Source organism: Streptomyces vietnamensis, assembly GCF_000830005.1.
In the GTDB taxonomy this organism is placed as follows: Bacteria; Actinomycetota; Actinomycetes; order Streptomycetales; family Streptomycetaceae; genus Streptomyces; species Streptomyces vietnamensis.
Genome location: NZ_CP010407.1, coordinates 2,840,574 through 2,856,770, shown reverse-complemented (window position 1 = coordinate 2,856,770; position 16,197 = coordinate 2,840,574). Strand labels below are relative to the sequence as shown.

Genomic DNA, 16,197 nt, shown 5'->3' with positions numbered 1-16,197 from the left:
GGGGAGGGGCACCGGTGAACGATCAGCAGCACCCGTACGACCCGTACTATCCGCAGCCGCAGATCATCGGCTACGACGAGTACGGGCAGCCGGTGTACCAGCAGCCGCAGGCGCAGCAGCAGGCGCCCGCACAGCACTACGACCCGTACGGCGGGCAGCAGCCGCAGCAGCAGGCGTACGGCTACGACCCGTACGCCCAGCAGCCCCCGGCCCAGGAGCCGGTCCAGGCCCCGCAGTACGACCCGTACGGGCAGCAGGGCTACGCCTACCCGTCCTACGACACCGGACAGCAGTGGGCCGCCCAGGCCGAACCCGTCCAGGCCCCCGCCCCCGTCCAGGCCGCCCCCGCGGCCCCCGCGCAGCCGGCCGCCCCGGTCGCGGCACCGGCCGGAGTCCCCGGCCAGCGCCCCGCGTCCGAGCGCCCCGCCCCGTCCCGGCAGGACGGGGACGACCGCGCGTACCGCACCGAACAGTTCTCGTTCATCGAGGAGCCCGACGAGGACTCCGAGGACGTCATCGACTGGCTCAAGTTCACCGAGAGCCGCTCGGAGCGGCGCGAGGAGGCCAGGCGGCGCGGCCGCAACCGGGTCGTCGCCCTCGTCGTCGTCCTCGTGCTCGCCGTCGTCGGCGGCGTCGGCTACCTCTGGTCCGCGGGCCTGCTCCCCGGTTCCTCCGACCCGGAGCAGAAGGGCGGGAACACGGCGACCGGCCCGCAGCAGCGCGACACGATCGTCGTCCACCTCCACGACCTCAAGACCGGCAACACCTCCACCGCCCTGCTCGTGGACAACACGACCACCCGCCAGGGCACCACGGTCCTCATCCCCAACTCCGTCGTCGTCGCCGACGCCGAGGGCTCCGGGACCACCCTCGGGAAGTCCGTCGAGGACGACGGCTCCAGCGGCACCCGGGAGGCGATCGGCAACCTGCTCGGGGCGAAGATCGCCGGCACCTGGCGCCTCGACACCCCGTACCTGGAGAACCTCGTCGAGTCCGTCAGCAGCATCGAGATCGACACCGACACGGACGTCCCCGACACCAAGAAGGGCGCCGAGCCGCTGGTGAAGCGGGGCGAGAAGCAGACGCTGAACGGTCGCGCCGCCGTCGCCTACGCCACCTACCGGGGGCCGGGCGAGGCCGAGGCCAAGCAGCTCCAGCGCTTCGGCCAGGTCCTGTACGGGGTGCTGCGCAAGATCTCCAGCGACCCCGAGTCGGCCACGGTCACCATCGAGACCCTCCAGCAGATCCTCGACCCCTCGCTCCCCGAGAAGGACCTCGGCGCCTCCCTGGCCAAGCTCGCCGAGCACGCCAAGATCGGCGACTACAAGACCGCCCTGCTCCCGGTGGGACAGGACGGCGCGCTGACCGAGGGCGCGAGCGACAGCGTGGTGAAGGACATCCTGGGCGGCAAGGTCACCGCCCCCGAGGCGGGCGAGGTGCCCCGGGTCTCGGTGCGGGACGGCTCCGGCAAGAAGGCGGCCGAGGCGGCCCGGGTCGCCCTGATCAACGGCGGCTACGCCTTCGTGGGCGGCGCCGACGCTCCGGCCAGGGAGAAGACGCAGGTCCTCTACGGCGACGACAGCCAGAAGGCGACGGCGGCCGAGGTGGCCAAGACGCTGGGGCTGCCCGCCGGCTCGGTCGAGAAGGGCAAGCCCTCGGGAACGATCGCCGTCACCGTGATCCTGGGCCAGGACTACAAGGCCCCGGGGGCCCGGTAAGGGGCGCCCCGGAAAACGCCGACGGGGCCGTCGGCGGTCCGTGAGACCCTGGAGGGGTACTGGACCGCCGACGAAAGCCTGCTTGTGACCGCCACGGACCGTTCCATCGAGCTCGTCAAGACCGCCGCCCAGGCGGCCGCCGACCGGCTCGCGCACGACATCATCGCGTACGACGTCAGCGACGTGCTGTCGATCACCGACGCCTTCCTGCTCGCCTCCGCGCCCAACGACCGCCAGGTCAAGTCGATCGTCGACGAGATCGAGGAGCGGCTGCAGAAGGAGCTCGGCGCCAAGCCGGTCCGCCGTGAGGGCGACCGCGACGCGCGCTGGATCCTGCTGGACTACGTCGACATCGTCGTCCACGTCCAGCACAGCGAGGAGCGGGTCTTCTACGCCCTGGAGCGGCTGTGGAAGGACTGCCCCGAGCTCGACCTGCCCGAGGACGCCCTGAAGACCCGCGGCAAGGCCGCCGAGCACGCCGCGCTGACCGGCGCCGACATCGAGGCCGGCTCCGGCCTTCCCGAGGGACCGGACGGTGAGCTGAGCTGAGCGCCACCAAGGGCGGCAGCGGCCGCCGCATCGTCCTCTGGCGTCACGGCCAGACCTCCTGGAACCTGGAGCGCCGCTTCCAGGGCTCGACCGACATCGAGCTGACGGAGACCGGCGTCGCCCAGGCGCGCCGGGCCGCACGGCTGCTCGCCGCGCTCAAGCCGGACGCCATCGTGGCCTCCGACCTGAAGCGGGCGGCGGCCACCGCCGCCGAGCTCGCCGCGCTCACCGGCCACGCCGTCGCCCACGACTCCGCCCTGCGCGAGACGTACGCGGGGGAGTGGCAGGGCCTGACCCACGACGAGATCGTCGCGCGGCACGGCGAGCAGTACGCCGCCTGGAAGCGCGGCGAGCCCGTGCGCCGGGGCGGCGGCGAGCTGGAGACCGAGGTGGCCGACCGGGCCGCCCCGGTGGTCCTGGAGCACGCCGACAAGCTCCCCGAGGACGGCACGCTCGTCGTGGTCAGCCACGGCGGCACCATCCGCACCACCATCGGCCGGCTCCTGGGCCTGGAGGCCCGGCACTGGGAGAGCCTGGGCGGGCTCTCCAACTGCTGCTGGTCGGTGCTCGGCGAGGGCGCCCGTGGCTGGCGCCTGATGGAGCACAACGCCGGGACGCTGCCCGAGCCGGTCCTCGGCGACGACGACTGAGCCCCACGACCGGCCTGCCGGACCCGGATTTCACTTTCCGGCAGGTCACAGGCTAAAGTTCTTCTTGTTCGCAGCGCGGAGCGCGAAGAACACGAGGGGCTATAGCTCAGTTGGTAGAGCGCCTGCATGGCATGCAGGAGGTCAGGAGTTCAATTCTCCTTAGCTCCACAGTCACCGGATCCCGTCCCCACCAGGGGGCGGGATTCGTCGTTCCGTCACCCTTTCGCCCTGCGGAGGATCTCGATCCCCCGGCGGCTCTCCTCGTCGCTCGGCGTGTACGTCACGATCCGGCACTCCGGCATCCCGTTGACCGAGAGGGAGACCGAGGTCAGCCGGACCTCGCCCACCAGCTCGTGCCGGAAGGTCTTCACCCGCGTCCCCGGGGGGACCACGTCACCGCTGCGCCAGAGCCGGGCGAACTCCGAGCTGACCTCCGCCAGGCGCCGTACGAACTCCTCCCACTCGGGCTCGCCCACATGGCGGCCGTACGCGCCCCGCAGCTGGGCCACCATCAGCGGCAGCTCCCGCTTCCGGTCGACCACCGGGCACTTGGGCCCCGGCATGCTGAAGAGCGCCCAGAGCACATTGCGTATGCCGAACGGGCCGGTGTCCATGCCCTGTCGGTCCTGTATCAGGAGCCGCTCGTACAGGACGTTGGTCGCGAGGACGTCGTACCGCGCGTTGTAGAGCACCGCCGGGAGCGGGTCCAGGGCGTCGAGGATCCCCTGGATCTCCGGGCTGACCTCCGGGACGTCCGAGGCGGACCGGTCCGGGGCGTACGGCACTTCGGCGAGGTGGTAGAGGTGCTCGCGCTCCGGCCGGTCGAGCCGCAGGGTGCGGGCCACCGCGTCGAGGACCTGCGCGGAGGCGTTGATCGGCCGGCCCTGCTCCAGCCAGGTGTACCAGGTGACGCCGACGCCGGAGAGCTGGGCGACCTCCTCGCGGCGCAGCCCCGGCGTGCGCCGGCGGAGTCCCGGCGGCATGCCCACGTCCTCCGGGGTCACCCTGGCGCGGCGGCTGCGCAGGAACGCGGCCAGTTCCGGTCGTCGCCGTCGCTGCGTCGGTAGTACTGCCACAATCGTCACACCCCCATGGTCGAGTCCCCGTGCCGCCGCTGCCAGGTGGTGTCAGTACCAGCATCGGCGGGCTCTCGTTACCTGTATCCGATCGCGGCCACGCTCGTCGCATGACCTCGACCACGACACGTCCCGCACTCAGTAAAGACCGTGCCACCGACAACCGCCCCGGCCTGCTGCTCGGAGTGGTCCTCGCCGCCCAGTTCATGGCACTCCTCGACGTCTTCATCGTCAACGTCGCCGCCCCCACCATCAGGACCGAACTCTCCGCGTCCGGAGGCGCGCTCCAGCTCGTCATCGCCGGATACACCATCACCTACGCGGTGTTGCTGATCACCGGGGCCCGTCTCGGCGACCTGATCGGCCACCGCCGGGCGTACCTCGGCGGGCTCGCCCTGTTCACCGCCGCCTCCCTCGCCTGCGGACTCGCCGCGGGAACCGGCCAGTTGATCGCCTTCCGCCTGGTACAGGGCGCGGGCTCCGCGCTGATGATCCCTCAGGTGCTCAGCCTCATCCAGCGCAACTTCACGGGCGACCGCCGGGTCCGGGCCCTCAGCGCCTACTCCGCGGTCCTGGCCACCGGCGCGGCCGCCGGCCAGGTCGTCGGCGGGGTCCTGGTGAGCGCCGACCTCTTCGGCACCGGCTGGCGGCCGGTCTTCCTGGTCAACGTCCCCATCGGGATCGCCCTGCTCGTCCTCGGCGCCCGGGTGCTGCCCCGTGACGCCCACGCCGGGCCCACGCGTGCGCGTGCCCTCGACCTGCCGGGTCTGCTCCTGCTCGCCGCCGCCGTGTCCCTGCTGACCGTCCCCCTGGTCCTCGGACAGGAGCAGGACTGGCCGCTGTGGTCCTGGCTCTCCCTCGGCGGCTCGCTGGTGCTCGCCGCCGTCTTCGGTGCGTACGAGTCCCGGCTCGCCCGGCGCGGCGGCGCACCGCTGATCGCCCCGCGCGTCCTGCGCATCCCGGGGATGGGGCGGGCCGTCCTCTGGATCTCCGTGGCGATGGGCGTCAACGCCGGCTTCCTGTTCACCCTCACCCTGCACCTGCAGGGCGGCCTCGGCCACAGCGCCCTGCGCGCCGGACTCACCTTCGGTCCCGCCGCGGTCGTCTTCGGGGCCGTCGGCCTGACCTGGCGGCGCTGGCCGGCCCGGCTGCACCGCGCCCTGGTCCCGGCCGGATTCGTGCTCGCGGCCGCCGCGGCCCTCGCCGTCGGGGGACTGCTCGCGGACGGCGGCACCGGCGGCTGGGGGCTCTACCCGGCCCTGGGCGCCTTCGGCGCGGGGATCTCGCTGGCCTTCAGCCCGGCCCTGACCGGGGCGCTGGCCACCGTACGCCCCGAGGACGCGGCCGACGCCAGCGGACTGCTCGCCACCGTCACGCAGCTCGGCCAGCTCGTCGGCGTCGCCACCTTCGGCACCCTCTTCCTCGGCCGGTACGCGGGTTCCGGAGCTCAGGACTCCGCCGACGCGCTGTGGGCGACCGCCCTGGCCATGGCCGCGGCCTCCGTCGTGGGCGCCGTGACGGGACTGCCGCGACGATCGCGCTGACCCTCTTGCGGGGCCATGGCAGAATCGGACGGCCGGAGGGGGACGAGGATCCGGACGGGAGGGTGACCCACGTGCTCGGCGACAACGGCAGGGTGTCCTATGGGTGTACGGCCTGCGGCCACAGCTGGAGCTGATTCATGGGTGCACACAGGCGGAAGTGCGACTGGTGCGGCAGCGGTACGCCCATCGTGCGCGACATGGACCCCGTCAACCCCGGGTTCCAGTACTGGTGCGAGGAGTGCGCGCGGGCGCTGATCATAAAAGGCGACCCGATCGAGACCTACCGCGAGCTGGAGGGGGAGCCGATCTACGGCCGGCTCCTCGACGAGCACTGCACCCTCAAGCGGTTCTACTCCTTCGCCACGGCCTGACGCCGCAGCGTCCACGCGTATCCCACGAACAGCGCCGTCGCCGTCAGCGGATAGATCGCCGACAGCAGCATCTGCCCCGCGTTCTGGTCGAGTTCGGGGCGGCCCGGGTCGTGCGGCACCCACCACAGCGCGAACGACGCGAAGGCCAGCGCCACGGCCCCCGTCACCGGCCACGCGCGCGTGGCGCGGTCCGCGAGCAGGATCAGCAGGGGCACGCACCAGACCCAGTGGTGGGACCAGGAGATCGGGCTGATCATCAGCGCCGTCAACGCGCAGACGACCACGGCCACCGCCTTGTCGCCGCGCACCGCCGCCCGTACCGCGAGCACCATCGCCGCGCCGCCCAGGACGGCCGCGGTCACCGCCCACCACATGCCCGGGTCGTCCGTGTGCATCAGCCGGGCCAGGACCCCGCGGATCGACTGGTTCGCGGTCTCCTCGGCGAAGCCGACCCGGCCGGTCTCGAACAGGGTCTCCGTCCAGAACCGCTTCGAGTCCGCGGGCAGGGCGAGCGCCACGGCCAGCGTCGTCCCGAGGAACACCCCGGTCGCCGTCAGCGCCGTGCGCAGCCACTGGTTCATGCCCCGGTCCCGGCGCCACAGGAGCAGGCCCGCGGCGAGCAGCAGGACCACGAAGAGCCCCGGTGTGAGCTTCACCGCGGTCGCCAGGCCGATGCCCAGGCCGGCCCAGCGGCTGCCCTCGCGGCGGGTGAGGTCCCAGAGCACCGCCACCGCTATGAGCAGGTTGATCTGGCCGTACCGCAGGGTCGTCCACACCGGCTCGCACCAGACCACGACGGCGGCGACCCACAGCGTCGTGCGCCACAGGTCCGTACGGGACAGGGAGGGGCGGATCAGCTGGAGCGACAGCTGCACCAGGGCGACCACCAGGAGCAGGTTCCCCGCCGTGGTGAGCGTCCGCATCAGCGGAACACCCACCAGGGTCAGCGGGACGAACAGCAGGGCCGCGAAGGGCGGGTAGGTCATGCCGAGGTTCGCCGAGGTCGCCCGCATCGCGTACAGGTCGCCGCCGGCCCGGACCGTCTCCCCCTCGGCCCGGTAGACCATGACGTCGAGCATGTTCACGTGGGCGAGGCGTTGCGCCACCCAGAAGGCCGCGAACGAGAGCAGGCAGACCGCCGCGGCGGTGGCCAGGGGCCACGGCCGGGCGCGGGTTTTCGAGAGCACGGAGACGGACACAGTCGGCGACCCTACCCGGCAGGTCAGGAGGGTCCGGAGAATCGATTTGGAGATCTGCCGGGCGGGCCGTTACTGTTCTGTTCGTCGCCGCGACGAAGAAGATCGAAGCGGACGGCACCTCAAGGGGCTATAGCTCAGTTGGTAGAGCGCCTGCATGGCATGCAGGAGGTCAGGAGTTCAATTCTCCTTAGCTCCACAGAACGGAAGTGAGCCATCCGGTCCGGATGGCTTGCGCCGGTTCTGCGGTAATCTGAATAATTCCCGCACGCGGGGCTATAGCTCAGTTGGTAGAGCGCCTGCATGGCATGCAGGAGGTCAGGAGTTCAATTCTCCTTAGCTCCACAGATCGAAGAAGCGGGTCACCCGGACAGGGTGGCCCGCTTCTTTCGTGCGTGGTCCTCCGGTGCCGCTCCGTGGAACGTCGGTGCGGCCCGCTCGGGCCCTGCGGTACCCTGGCGCCATGCGTGCCGTACGCCTCCTGCTTACCGAGCCGCGCTGACCAGTCCCGACGGGTGACAGACATCCCGTCGGAGTCGGCGCGGCATCCCCTCCTGTGCGAGGGGATTTTTCATTTCGGGCAGTTCGTGGCAGTGGGCAGAGACGATCGATGGAGCATCAAGGACCATGACCGAGATCACGACGGCCGCCGAGACGGCGGCCCCTCATCGCTACACGGCGGCCATGGCCGCCGACATCGAGGCACGCTGGCAGGACTTCTGGGACGCCGAGGGAACCTACGAGGCGCCGAACCCCACCGGTGACCTGGCGGGCGACCCCGCGGTCGCCGCCCTGCCCAAGAAGTTCATCATGGACATGTTCCCGTACCCCTCGGGTGCGGGCCTGCACGTCGGCCACCCGCTCGGCTACATCGCCACGGACGTCTTCGCCCGCCACGCGCGCATGACCGGCCACAACGTGCTGCACACCCTGGGCTTCGACGCCTTCGGCCTGCCGGCCGAGCAGTACGCCGTGCAGACGGGCACGCACCCGCGCGTGTCCACCGAGGCCAACATGGAGAACATGAAGGTCCAGCTGCGACGGCTGGGCCTGGGCCACGACAAGCGCCGGTCGTTCGCCACGATCGACCCGGAGTACTACAAGTGGACCCAGTGGATCTTCCTGCAGATCTTCAACTCCTGGTACGACGACGAGGCCAAGAAGGCCCGGCCGATCGCCGAGCTGATCGAGCAGTTCGAGAACGGCACGCGTGAGGTCCCCGGCACGCGCGCGTGGAGCGAGCTGAGCGCCGCCGAGCGCTCCGACGTCCTGGGCGAGTACCGCCTGGCGTACGCCTCCGACGCGCCCGTCAACTGGTGTCCCGGCCTGGGCACCGTCCTGGCCAACGAGGAGGTCACCGCCGACGGCCGCTCCGAGCGCGGCAACTTCCCCGTCTTCAAGGCCAAGCTGCGCCAGTGGAACATGCGGATCACCGCCTACGCGGACCGCCTGCTCGACGACCTGGACGCACTGGACTGGCCCGAGGCCATCAAGCTGCAGCAGCGGAACTGGATCGGCCGCTCCGAGGGCGCCCGCGTCGACTTCCAGGTCGGCGACACCGGCGCCATCACCGTCTTCACCACCCGCCAGGACACCCTGTTCGGCGCCACCTACATGGTCCTGGCGCCCGAGCACGACCTGGTCGAGAAGATCGTCCCGGCCGCCTGGCCCGAGGGCACCCACGAGGTGTGGACCGGCGGTCACGCCACCCCCTCCGAGGCCGTCGACGCCTACCGCAAGCAGGCCGCCTCCAAGTCCGACGTCGAGCGCCAGGCCGAGGCCAAGGACAAGACCGGCGTCTTCACCGGCGCGTACGCGACCAACCCGGTCAGCGGCGCCCAGGTCCCCGTCTTCATCGCCGACTACGTCCTGATGGGCTACGGCACCGGCGCGATCATGGCCGTCCCGGCGCACGACAGCCGTGACTTCGCCTTCGCGCGCGCCTTCGAGCTGCCGATGCGCTGCGTCGTCGAGCCCTCGGACGACCGCGGCACCGACCCGTCGACCTGGGACGACGCCTTCTCCTCGTACGAGGCGAAGCTGGTCAACTCGGCCAACGACGAGATCTCCCTGGACGGCCTGGGCGTCGTCGACGCCAAGGCGAAGATCACCGCCTGGCTGGCCGACCGCGGCATCGGCGAGGGCACCGTCAACTTCCGCCTGCGCGACTGGCTGTTCAGCCGCCAGCGGTACTGGGGCGAGCCCTTCCCGATCGTCTACGACGAGGACGGCGTCGCCCACTCGCTGCCCGAGTCGATGCTGCCCCTGGAGCTGCCGGAGGTCGAGGACTACTCCCCGCGCACCTTCGACCCCGACGACGCGGACACCCAGCCGGAGACCCCGCTGTCCCGCAACGAGGACTGGGTCAACGTCACCCTGGACCTGGGCGACGGCCGCGGTCCGCGCCGCTACCGGCGCGAGACCAACACCATGCCCAACTGGGCCGGCTCCTGCTGGTACGAGCTGCGCTACCTCGACCCGCACAACTCCGAGAAGCTGGTCGACCCCGCCGTCGAGCAGTACTGGATGGGCCCCCGCGAGGGCATGCCGACCGGCGGCGTCGACCTGTACGTCGGCGGCGCCGAGCACGCCGTGCTGCACCTGCTGTACGCGCGCTTCTGGTCCAAGATCCTGTTCGACCTGGGCCACATCTCCTCGGCCGAGCCGTTCCACAAGCTGTACAACCAGGGCATGATCCAGGCCTTCGTCTACCGGGACGCGCGCGGGATCGCCGTGCCGGCGGCCGAGGTCGAGGAGCGGGACGGCGGCTTCTGGTACCAGGGCGAGAAGGTCAGCCGCGTCCTGGGCAAGATGGGCAAGTCCCTGAAGAACGCGGTCACGCCGGACGAGATCTGCTCCGAGTACGGCGCCGACACCCTGCGCCTGTACGAGATGGCGATGGGCCCGCTGGACGTCTCCCGCCCCTGGGACACGCGCGCGGTCGTCGGCCAGTACCGGCTGCTGCAGCGGCTGTGGCGCAACGTGGTCGACGAGGCGACCGGCGAGGTCACGGTCGTCGACACCGCGCCCGACGAGGACACGCTGCGCGCCCTGCACAAGGCGATCGACGGCGTCGCCCAGGACATGGCCGCGATGCGCTTCAACACCGCCATCGCCAAGATCACCGAGCTGAACAACCACCTGACCAAGTCCGGTGGCGCGATCTCCCGGTCGGTCGCCGAGCAGCTGGTGCTGCTGGTCGCCCCGCTGGCCCCGCACATCGCCGAGGAGCTGTGGCGCAAGCTGGGTCACACCGACTCGGTCGTCCACCAGGACTTCCCGGTCGCCGACCCGGCGTACGTCGTCGACGAGGCCGTGACCTGCGTCGTGCAGATCAAGGGCAAGGTCAAGGCCCGCCTGGAGGTCCCGCCGTCGATCACGGACGCGGACCTCGAGACGCTGGCGCTGGCCGACCCGCACGTGGTCGCGGCGCTGGGCGGCGCCCAGATCCGCAAGGTGATCGTGCGCGCGCCGAAGCTGGTCAACATCGTCGCCGGCTAGCGGCACATAGGGGTTTCCCCTACGGGCAGGTTGGGGGTTCCGATGGAACCCTCAACCTGCCCGTTCCGTTTAACGTGGAGGAACCACAGCCGTGGGGATTCGACGGACGCCGGAGGGGCGCACATGGAAGCCACGATTATCACGATCATGGCGCTGCTCTTCTTGTCCTTCGTGGCGCTCGGGGTGTTCGTCGCCGTGAAGGTCGCGAAGGCCGCCGCGCGGGGCGTCGACCGCACCCTGGACCAGGCCCGGCGCACGGTCGAGGACACCACGCTGCGGGCCAAGAGCTTCGGCCAGGCCGGGGCCGCCGGAGAGCTGGCCCGGCTGCGGCTCTCGCTGCGCACCTCGATGCGCGCCACCCAGGAGGCGTTGCAGGCGGGCGTCGGCGAGGACGCCTCGCTGAAGGAGTCGCTCGACCTGTTCCACCGGCTGAGCGCCCACGGGCTCGAACTGGACGCGGAGCTCAAGCGCCTGGAGCGGGAGCCCGACCGGGCCTGGGTGGCCGGGCAGCTACCCGACCTCACCGCGCGGACCGAGCGGATCACGGGCTCGGCCGACGCGCTGCGGCACGCCGCCCGGGACCGGGCGCTGAGGTTCGCGGAGGACGACCTGTCGACGCTCAGCGCGCAGATCGACGTCGAGGCGGATGCCCTGCGCCACTGGGCGGGCTCGGAGACCACGCCGAGGACGGGCCGCGCGGCCGGTCCCGCGGCGGGTACCGGCATGCCGGACGCGGCGGCGACGGGCGACGGACGGGCACGGCCCGCAGGACCCGCCGGCCAGACCGGACAGGGGGCCGGCGGAGAGCCTTCCGCGATCGCGGCGCCCGAGCCCCGGCGGACCGCCTACTCCTGGGAGAAGTCGGCCCGTCCGGAGACCACGACCTGACGTGACGACCCCGGGCGAAGCCGTGCCGGGGCGCGGGCAGGGGCCCGACGGGGGACCGGGCGAGCCGTGCGGGGCGCGGACCCGTGTCCGCTGAGGGGGGCCGGGCTGCCACACGGCGGCCTCGGCGGGTAACCTCCCGCTCATGTCCCGGCATGTCGCGATCGTCACCGATTCCACGGCCTACCTGCCACGCCAGACGAGGGAGCGGCACGAGATCACCACGGTCCCGCTGACCGTCGTCATCGGCGACCGCGCCCTCGAGGAGGGCACGGAGATCTCGGCGAAGGCCCTTGCCGAGGCCCTGCAGAAGCGCCGGCCCGTCACCACCTCGCGGCCGAGCCCCGAGGTCTTCGCCGAGGCCTACCGCGAGGCCGCCGCGGCGGGCGCGAAGGGCGTCGTCTCGCTCCATCTGTCCGCCGAGGTCTCCGGGACCTACGACGCCGCCGTGCTCGCGGCCAAAGGCGCCCCCGTGCCCGTACGCGTGGTGGACACCCGCATGATGGGCATGGCGCTGGGCTTCTGCGCCCTCGCGGCGGCCGAGGTCGTGGAGGCCGGCGGTTCCCTCGACGAGGCGGTCGCGGCGGCCGAGAAGCGCGCCGCGGGCACCTCCGCCTACTTCTACGTCGACACCCTGGACTATCTGCGCAGGGGCGGGCGCATCGGCGCCGCACAGGCGCTGCTCGGCTCCGCACTCGCCGTGAAACCGCTCCTCGAACTCGACGGCGGGCGGATCGAACTGCGGGAGAAGGTGCGCACGGCCTCGAAGGCGATCGCACGCCTGGAGGAGATCGCCGTGGAGCGGGCCGGCTCCGGCTCCGTCGACATCGCCGTGCACCACCTCTCCGCACCGGAGCGAGCCGCCGCGCTCGCGGACCGGCTCAGGGAACGCGTACCGGGCATCGAGGAACTCCAGGTCAGCGAAGTGGGCGCGGTCATCGGCGCCCACACGGGCCCCGGTCTCCTCGCGGTCGTCGTCTCGCCGCGCTGAGTCCGGTCCGTCCCCCACACGGGTGAGGGAGTTTTCCACAGCGGAGTGCCTGTCCACGGAAGCAGGCTGAGCTCCGCACGGGCCGCCCGTGATCTCTACCGTCACGGACATGACTCTTCGTACACGTATCGCATCGACCACCCCCAGGACCTCGGGCGCGGCGGGTGCTCCGGCCGACAGGCACGGACGGGCCCCGACGCTGCCCGGGGGCGTCGTACGGCGGCGGGGGGAGGCCCTGTTCCCGAGGACGGCCCCGCCGGTGCCGGCGTGGGTGCCGCCTCCGGTGAGTGCGCCGCCTCCGGTGGGCGCGCCGGAGGTTCGGCGAGTGCCAGAGGCGCCGGAGCGCGGTTCCCCGCCAGGGGTACGGGAGCGGCTGGCCGCCCTGCTCCGCGACCGGACCCCGGTGTGGGTGCAGACCAGGTGCGGGCTCGAACCGAAGGCGCTGGCGGCGCTGACGGTGGTCCTGCTCGTGGCCGCGGGCCTCGCGGGCGGGTACTTCTGGACCGGGCGGCCGGAGCCGGTGCGCGCTCCCGAACTCGTCCGCGCCGCTGCCCCCTTGGCCGCGGCACCCGCACCGAAGCCCGGGCCGGGGGAGGGACGGGGGCCGGTGCCGAGGCCGGTGCCGGGGGTCGAGGCCTCCGGTGCGCGGGTCGTCGTCGACGTCGGCGGCAAGGTGCGCAGGCCCGGGGTGCTGACCCTGCCGGCCGGCTCGCGTGTGGCGGATGCCCTGCGGGCGGCGGGTGGGGCCGAGCCCGGCGCGGACCTCACTGGGGTCAACCGGGCCCGCGTCCTGTTCGACGGCGAGCAGGTCCTGGTCGGTCTGCCGGGGGTGCCGACGGGCGGCTCCGACCCCGGCCCCGGTCCCGGCGGCGGTGCCGGGGGCGGTGCGCCGGGGACGCCGCTGAGCCTCAACACCGCCACGGCGGAACAACTCGACGGCCTCCCGGGGGTGGGACCCGTACTCGCCCAGCACATCGTCGACCACCGGACGGAGCACGGCGGCTTCCGGTCGGTCGGGGAACTGCGGGAGGTCGACGGCATCGGTGAGCGCAGGTTCGCCGACCTCGAACCGCTGGTCCGGCCATGAAGCACGACGAGGAGATCGACGAGGAGGGCGGCGCGCGGGAGCCGGCGGGGCGGGAGGGGCCCACCGATCTTCGGCTCGTTCCCCTCGCCGTGGCGGCCTGGGCGGCGGCGGCCTGTGCCGTGGGCACCACCGGGTGGTGGACGGTGGCCGGTGTCACGGTCTGCCTGGTGGGCGCCCTGGTCCTGCTGATGCGCGGGGCGGCCCGGTGGCGCGGCGGCCCGGGCGCCGGCCGTGGGTCTCCCGTGCCGGGGGCCACGCCGGGGTGGCGGTTACGGGCGACCGCGTGGGCCGGGGTCCTGCTCTGTGCGGCGGCCGGGGCCACCTCGGCAGGGCTGCACGCGGCGGACCTTCGGCGGGGGCCCGTGCCGGAGCTGGCGCGGGAGTACGCGCGGGCGCGTCTCGAGGTGGCGGTGACCTCGGATCCACGGCTCACCCGGCCCAAGGTCCGGGGCAACGCGATGGCGCCGGTCTCGGTCGTCCTGGACGGCGAGGTGACCCGGGTCGAGCGGTCGGACGGCTCGGTCCACCGGACCCGGGCGCCGGTCCTGCTGATCGTCCCGTCGGGGGAGGGGCGGGAGGAGTGGCTGAGGCTCCTTCCCACCACCCGGCTGATGGTCGGTGCCCGGCTCGCGCCGCCGCTGCGGCCCGGCGAGCCCTTCGCGGCGGTGCTCAAGGTCGACGGGGCCGGGCCGCCGCGGATCGTCGGCCCGCCGAGCGCGCTGCAACGGACGGCGGGGGACCTGCGGGCCGGGTTGCGGAGGGCGACCGAGAGGCTCGATCCGGACGCGCGGGCCCTGCTGCCCGGACTGGTCGTCGGGGACACCTCCAGGGTCGGCCCCGAGCTGCGGGATGCGTTCGAGGCGACCGATCTCACCCACCTCCTGGCGGTCTCCGGCAGCAACCTCACGATCGTGCTGCTCCTGCTCATCGGGCGGCCCGGGAGGGCGCACCAGGTGGAGCGGGGCGGGCTCGCGCCCCGGATCGGACTGTCGCTGCGGGTCACGGCGCTGGCCGGGGGAGGGCTGACGCTCGCCTTCGTGATCGTCTGCCGGCCCGATCCGAGCGTGCTGCGCGCCGCGGCCTGTGGGCTGGTCGCCCTGCTCGCGATCGGGACCGGGCGCCGGAGATCGCTGATCCCCGCGCTGGCCGCGGTCGTCCTCGTCCTGGTGCTCTACGACCCCTGGCTCGCGCGGAGTTACGGCTTCCTCCTGTCGGTCCTGGCCACCGGGGCGCTGCTGACGATCGCCCCGCGCTGGAGCGAGGCGCTGCGGCGGCGCCGGGTGCCCGGCGGGTTGGCGGAGGCGCTGGGGGCGGCCCTGGCGGCGCAGGCGGTGTGCGCGCCGGTCGTGGTGGTGTTCGCCGCCCGGGTGAGTCTGGTGGCCGTTCCGGCGAACCTCGTCGCCGAACTCGCGGTGGCGCCGGCGACGGTGTGCGGGTTCGCCACGCTCGCCCTGGCGGCGGTCTGGACACCGGCCGCCGAGGGGCTCGCGTGGGTGGCGGGATGGCCGGCCGGGTGGATCGCGTGGGTGGCCCGGACGGGCGCCGCGCTGCCGGGGGCCGAGCTGGCCTGGCCCGGCGGGTGGTGGGGCGGCCTCGCCCTGGCGTTGCTCACGGCGCTGGTGGTCCTCGGGGCGCGCAGGCTGCCGTACCGGGGTGCGGTCGGCGTGACCGTCGCCGCGGTGCTCCTGCTCGTGGTGGTGCGGCCGGTGCCGCTGGCCCGGTGGGTCACGGGGTGGCCGCCGCCGGGCTGGGTGTTCGCGATGTGCCAGGTGGGGCAGGGGGACGCGACGGTGCTCGCGGCGGGCGGGGACTCCGCCGTCGTGGTGGACGCGGGCCCCGACCCCGTGCCGGTGGACCGCTGTCTGCGCGAGCTCGGGGTGCGGCGGGTGCCGTTGCTGGTGCTCACCCACTTCCACGCGGACCATGTGGCCGGGCTTCCGGGTGTGCTGCGGGGGAGGTCGGTGGGGGCGATCCAGACCACGGGGCTCGAAGAGCCGCCCGCCCAGGCCGCGTTCGTGCGGAGGACGGCGGCCGCCGCCGGGGTGCCGCTGATCCGTGCGGGCCCGGGTGAGCGGCGGAGGGTCGGGGCTCTGGAGTGGCGGGTGCTCTGGCCGTGGGCGGGGGCGGCGGAGTCCCCGGTCTCCGGTGGGCCTCCGGGTTCCGGGGAGTCCGGAGGCGGGCCCAACGACGCCAGTGTGGCGATGCTCGTCCGTGCCGCCGGAGGGCTGAGTCTGCTGCTCCTCGGGGACCTCGAACCGCCGGCCCAGCGGGCGTTGTCGCGGGTCCATCCGGAGCTGGGGCCGGTGGACGTGCTCAAGGTCGCCCATCACGGTTCCGCGCACCAGGACCCGGGCCTGATGCGGGTGGTGCGGCCGAGACTCGCGCTGGTGTCGACGGGCCGCGACAACCCGTACGGACATCCCTCGGCCCGGACCCTCGAGGCGCTGCGGGAGGGCGGCGCGCGGGTGCTGCGGACCGATCGGGACGGGGCCATCGCGGTGGTGGGGGCGGGACGCGGGCTGGTGGCCGTACCGGGAGGAGGGTGAGGCGCCGGGAGGGCGAGGCCGTCGGGAGGAGGGTGAGGCGTTGGGAGGGCTTGTAAAGAAAACCTTGTAAAGGAGTCTTTCTA

At 73.0% G+C, this 16,197-nt stretch carries 12 protein-coding genes and 3 tRNA genes; 13 read left to right on the top strand and 2 right to left on the bottom strand.

Going from position 1 to position 16,197, the window contains the following annotated elements; translation table 11 throughout:
• Positions 1-14 precede the first annotated feature (14 nt).
• The 4 genes from SVTN_RS12765 (at position 15) to SVTN_RS12750 (ending at position 3,085) form a co-directional block, all read left to right on the top strand.
• On the top strand, positions 15-1,718 hold the full coding sequence (locus tag SVTN_RS12765) for an LCP family protein (RefSeq protein ID WP_041129202.1): 1,704 nt from the start codon (positions 15-17) through the stop codon (positions 1,716-1,718).
• A gap of 84 nt (positions 1,719-1,802) precedes the next feature.
• Positions 1,803-2,267: a ribosome silencing factor gene (gene rsfS / locus SVTN_RS12760; protein WP_041129201.1), complete on the top strand. Its 465-nt coding sequence runs from the start codon at positions 1,803-1,805 to the stop codon at positions 2,265-2,267.
• Complete coding sequence (locus SVTN_RS12755) at positions 2,264-2,917, top strand: histidine phosphatase family protein (protein ID WP_041129200.1); 654 nt, start codon at positions 2,264-2,266, stop codon at positions 2,915-2,917. The genes rsfS and SVTN_RS12755 overlap by 4 nt, the downstream gene beginning before the upstream one ends.
• Positions 2,918-3,012: 95 nt before the next feature.
• Positions 3,013-3,085, top strand: a tRNA-Ala gene (locus SVTN_RS12750).
• Positions 3,086-3,132: 47 nt separating this feature from the next.
• Here the strand turns inward: SVTN_RS12750 and SVTN_RS12745 are convergent.
• A complete protein-coding gene (locus tag SVTN_RS12745; protein WP_078908325.1) occupies positions 3,133-4,002 on the bottom strand; it encodes a helix-turn-helix transcriptional regulator in 870 nt (289 codons plus the stop codon).
• Positions 4,003-4,103: 101 nt separating this feature from the next.
• Between SVTN_RS12745 and SVTN_RS12740 the strand changes: the two genes are divergently transcribed.
• Complete coding sequence (locus tag SVTN_RS12740; protein ID WP_174518255.1) at positions 4,104-5,537, top strand: MFS transporter; 1,434 nt, start codon at positions 4,104-4,106, stop codon at positions 5,535-5,537.
• A 137-nt stretch (positions 5,538-5,674) separates the two neighbouring features.
• On the top strand, positions 5,675-5,908 hold the full coding sequence (locus SVTN_RS12735; RefSeq protein ID WP_015033559.1) for a hypothetical protein: 234 nt from the start codon (positions 5,675-5,677) through the stop codon (positions 5,906-5,908).
• On the opposite strand, the gene SVTN_RS12730 is transcribed toward SVTN_RS12735, so the two are convergent.
• Entirely contained in the window at positions 5,887-7,107 is a 1,221-nt protein-coding gene (locus SVTN_RS12730) for a glycosyltransferase 87 family protein (protein ID WP_041129198.1), read from the bottom strand. The two genes, SVTN_RS12735 and SVTN_RS12730, sit on opposite strands and share 22 nt — an antisense overlap.
• 123 nt (positions 7,108-7,230) lie before the next feature.
• Between SVTN_RS12730 and SVTN_RS12725 the strand changes: the two genes are divergently transcribed.
• The 7 genes from SVTN_RS12725 (at position 7,231) to SVTN_RS12695 (ending at position 16,114) form a co-directional block, all read left to right on the top strand.
• Positions 7,231-7,303 (top strand) — tRNA-Ala (locus SVTN_RS12725).
• Positions 7,304-7,376: 73 nt separating this feature from the next.
• Positions 7,377-7,449, top strand: a tRNA-Ala gene (locus SVTN_RS12720).
• A gap of 282 nt (positions 7,450-7,731) precedes the next feature.
• On the top strand, positions 7,732-10,605 hold the full coding sequence (gene leuS, locus SVTN_RS12715; protein WP_041129197.1) for a leucine--tRNA ligase: 2,874 nt from the start codon (positions 7,732-7,734) through the stop codon (positions 10,603-10,605).
• A 123-nt stretch (positions 10,606-10,728) separates the two neighbouring features.
• Positions 10,729-11,493, top strand: coding sequence for a hypothetical protein (locus SVTN_RS12710; protein WP_041129196.1), 765 nt, complete (start codon positions 10,729-10,731; stop codon positions 11,491-11,493).
• A 142-nt stretch (positions 11,494-11,635) separates the two neighbouring features.
• Positions 11,636-12,481 carry a DegV family protein gene (locus SVTN_RS12705; protein WP_041129195.1) on the top strand — a complete coding sequence of 282 codons (846 nt, stop codon included), beginning with the start codon at positions 11,636-11,638 and terminating at the stop codon, positions 12,479-12,481.
• Positions 12,482-12,806: 325 nt separating this feature from the next.
• Positions 12,807-13,568 (top strand): ComEA family DNA-binding protein, encoded by a 762-nt coding sequence (locus tag SVTN_RS12700; RefSeq protein ID WP_425428965.1) that lies wholly within the window; start codon positions 12,807-12,809, stop codon positions 13,566-13,568.
• Entirely contained in the window at positions 13,565-16,114 is a 2,550-nt protein-coding gene (locus SVTN_RS12695) for a ComEC/Rec2 family competence protein (RefSeq protein ID WP_041129194.1), read from the top strand. Before SVTN_RS12700 ends, SVTN_RS12695 begins: the two co-directional genes overlap by 4 nt.
• The last annotated feature ends 83 nt before the right edge of the window (positions 16,115-16,197 follow it).

What these genes read in the sequence shown, in the direction of transcription:
- SVTN_RS12740 (WP_174518255.1), top strand. Translation starts at nt 4,104, where the DNA reads ATGACCTCGACCACGACACGTCCCGCACTCAGTAAAGACCGTGCCACC.
- SVTN_RS12735 (WP_015033559.1), top strand. Translation starts at nt 5,675, where the DNA reads ATGGGTGCACACAGGCGGAAGTGCGACTGGTGCGGCAGCGGTACGCCC.
- leuS (WP_041129197.1), top strand. Translation starts at nt 7,732, where the DNA reads ATGACCGAGATCACGACGGCCGCCGAGACGGCGGCCCCTCATCGCTAC.
- SVTN_RS12710 (WP_041129196.1), top strand. Translation starts at nt 10,729, where the DNA reads ATGGAAGCCACGATTATCACGATCATGGCGCTGCTCTTCTTGTCCTTC.
- SVTN_RS12705 (WP_041129195.1), top strand. Translation starts at nt 11,636, where the DNA reads ATGTCCCGGCATGTCGCGATCGTCACCGATTCCACGGCCTACCTGCCA.
- SVTN_RS12695 (WP_041129194.1), top strand. Translation starts at nt 13,565, where the DNA reads ATGAAGCACGACGAGGAGATCGACGAGGAGGGCGGCGCGCGGGAGCCG.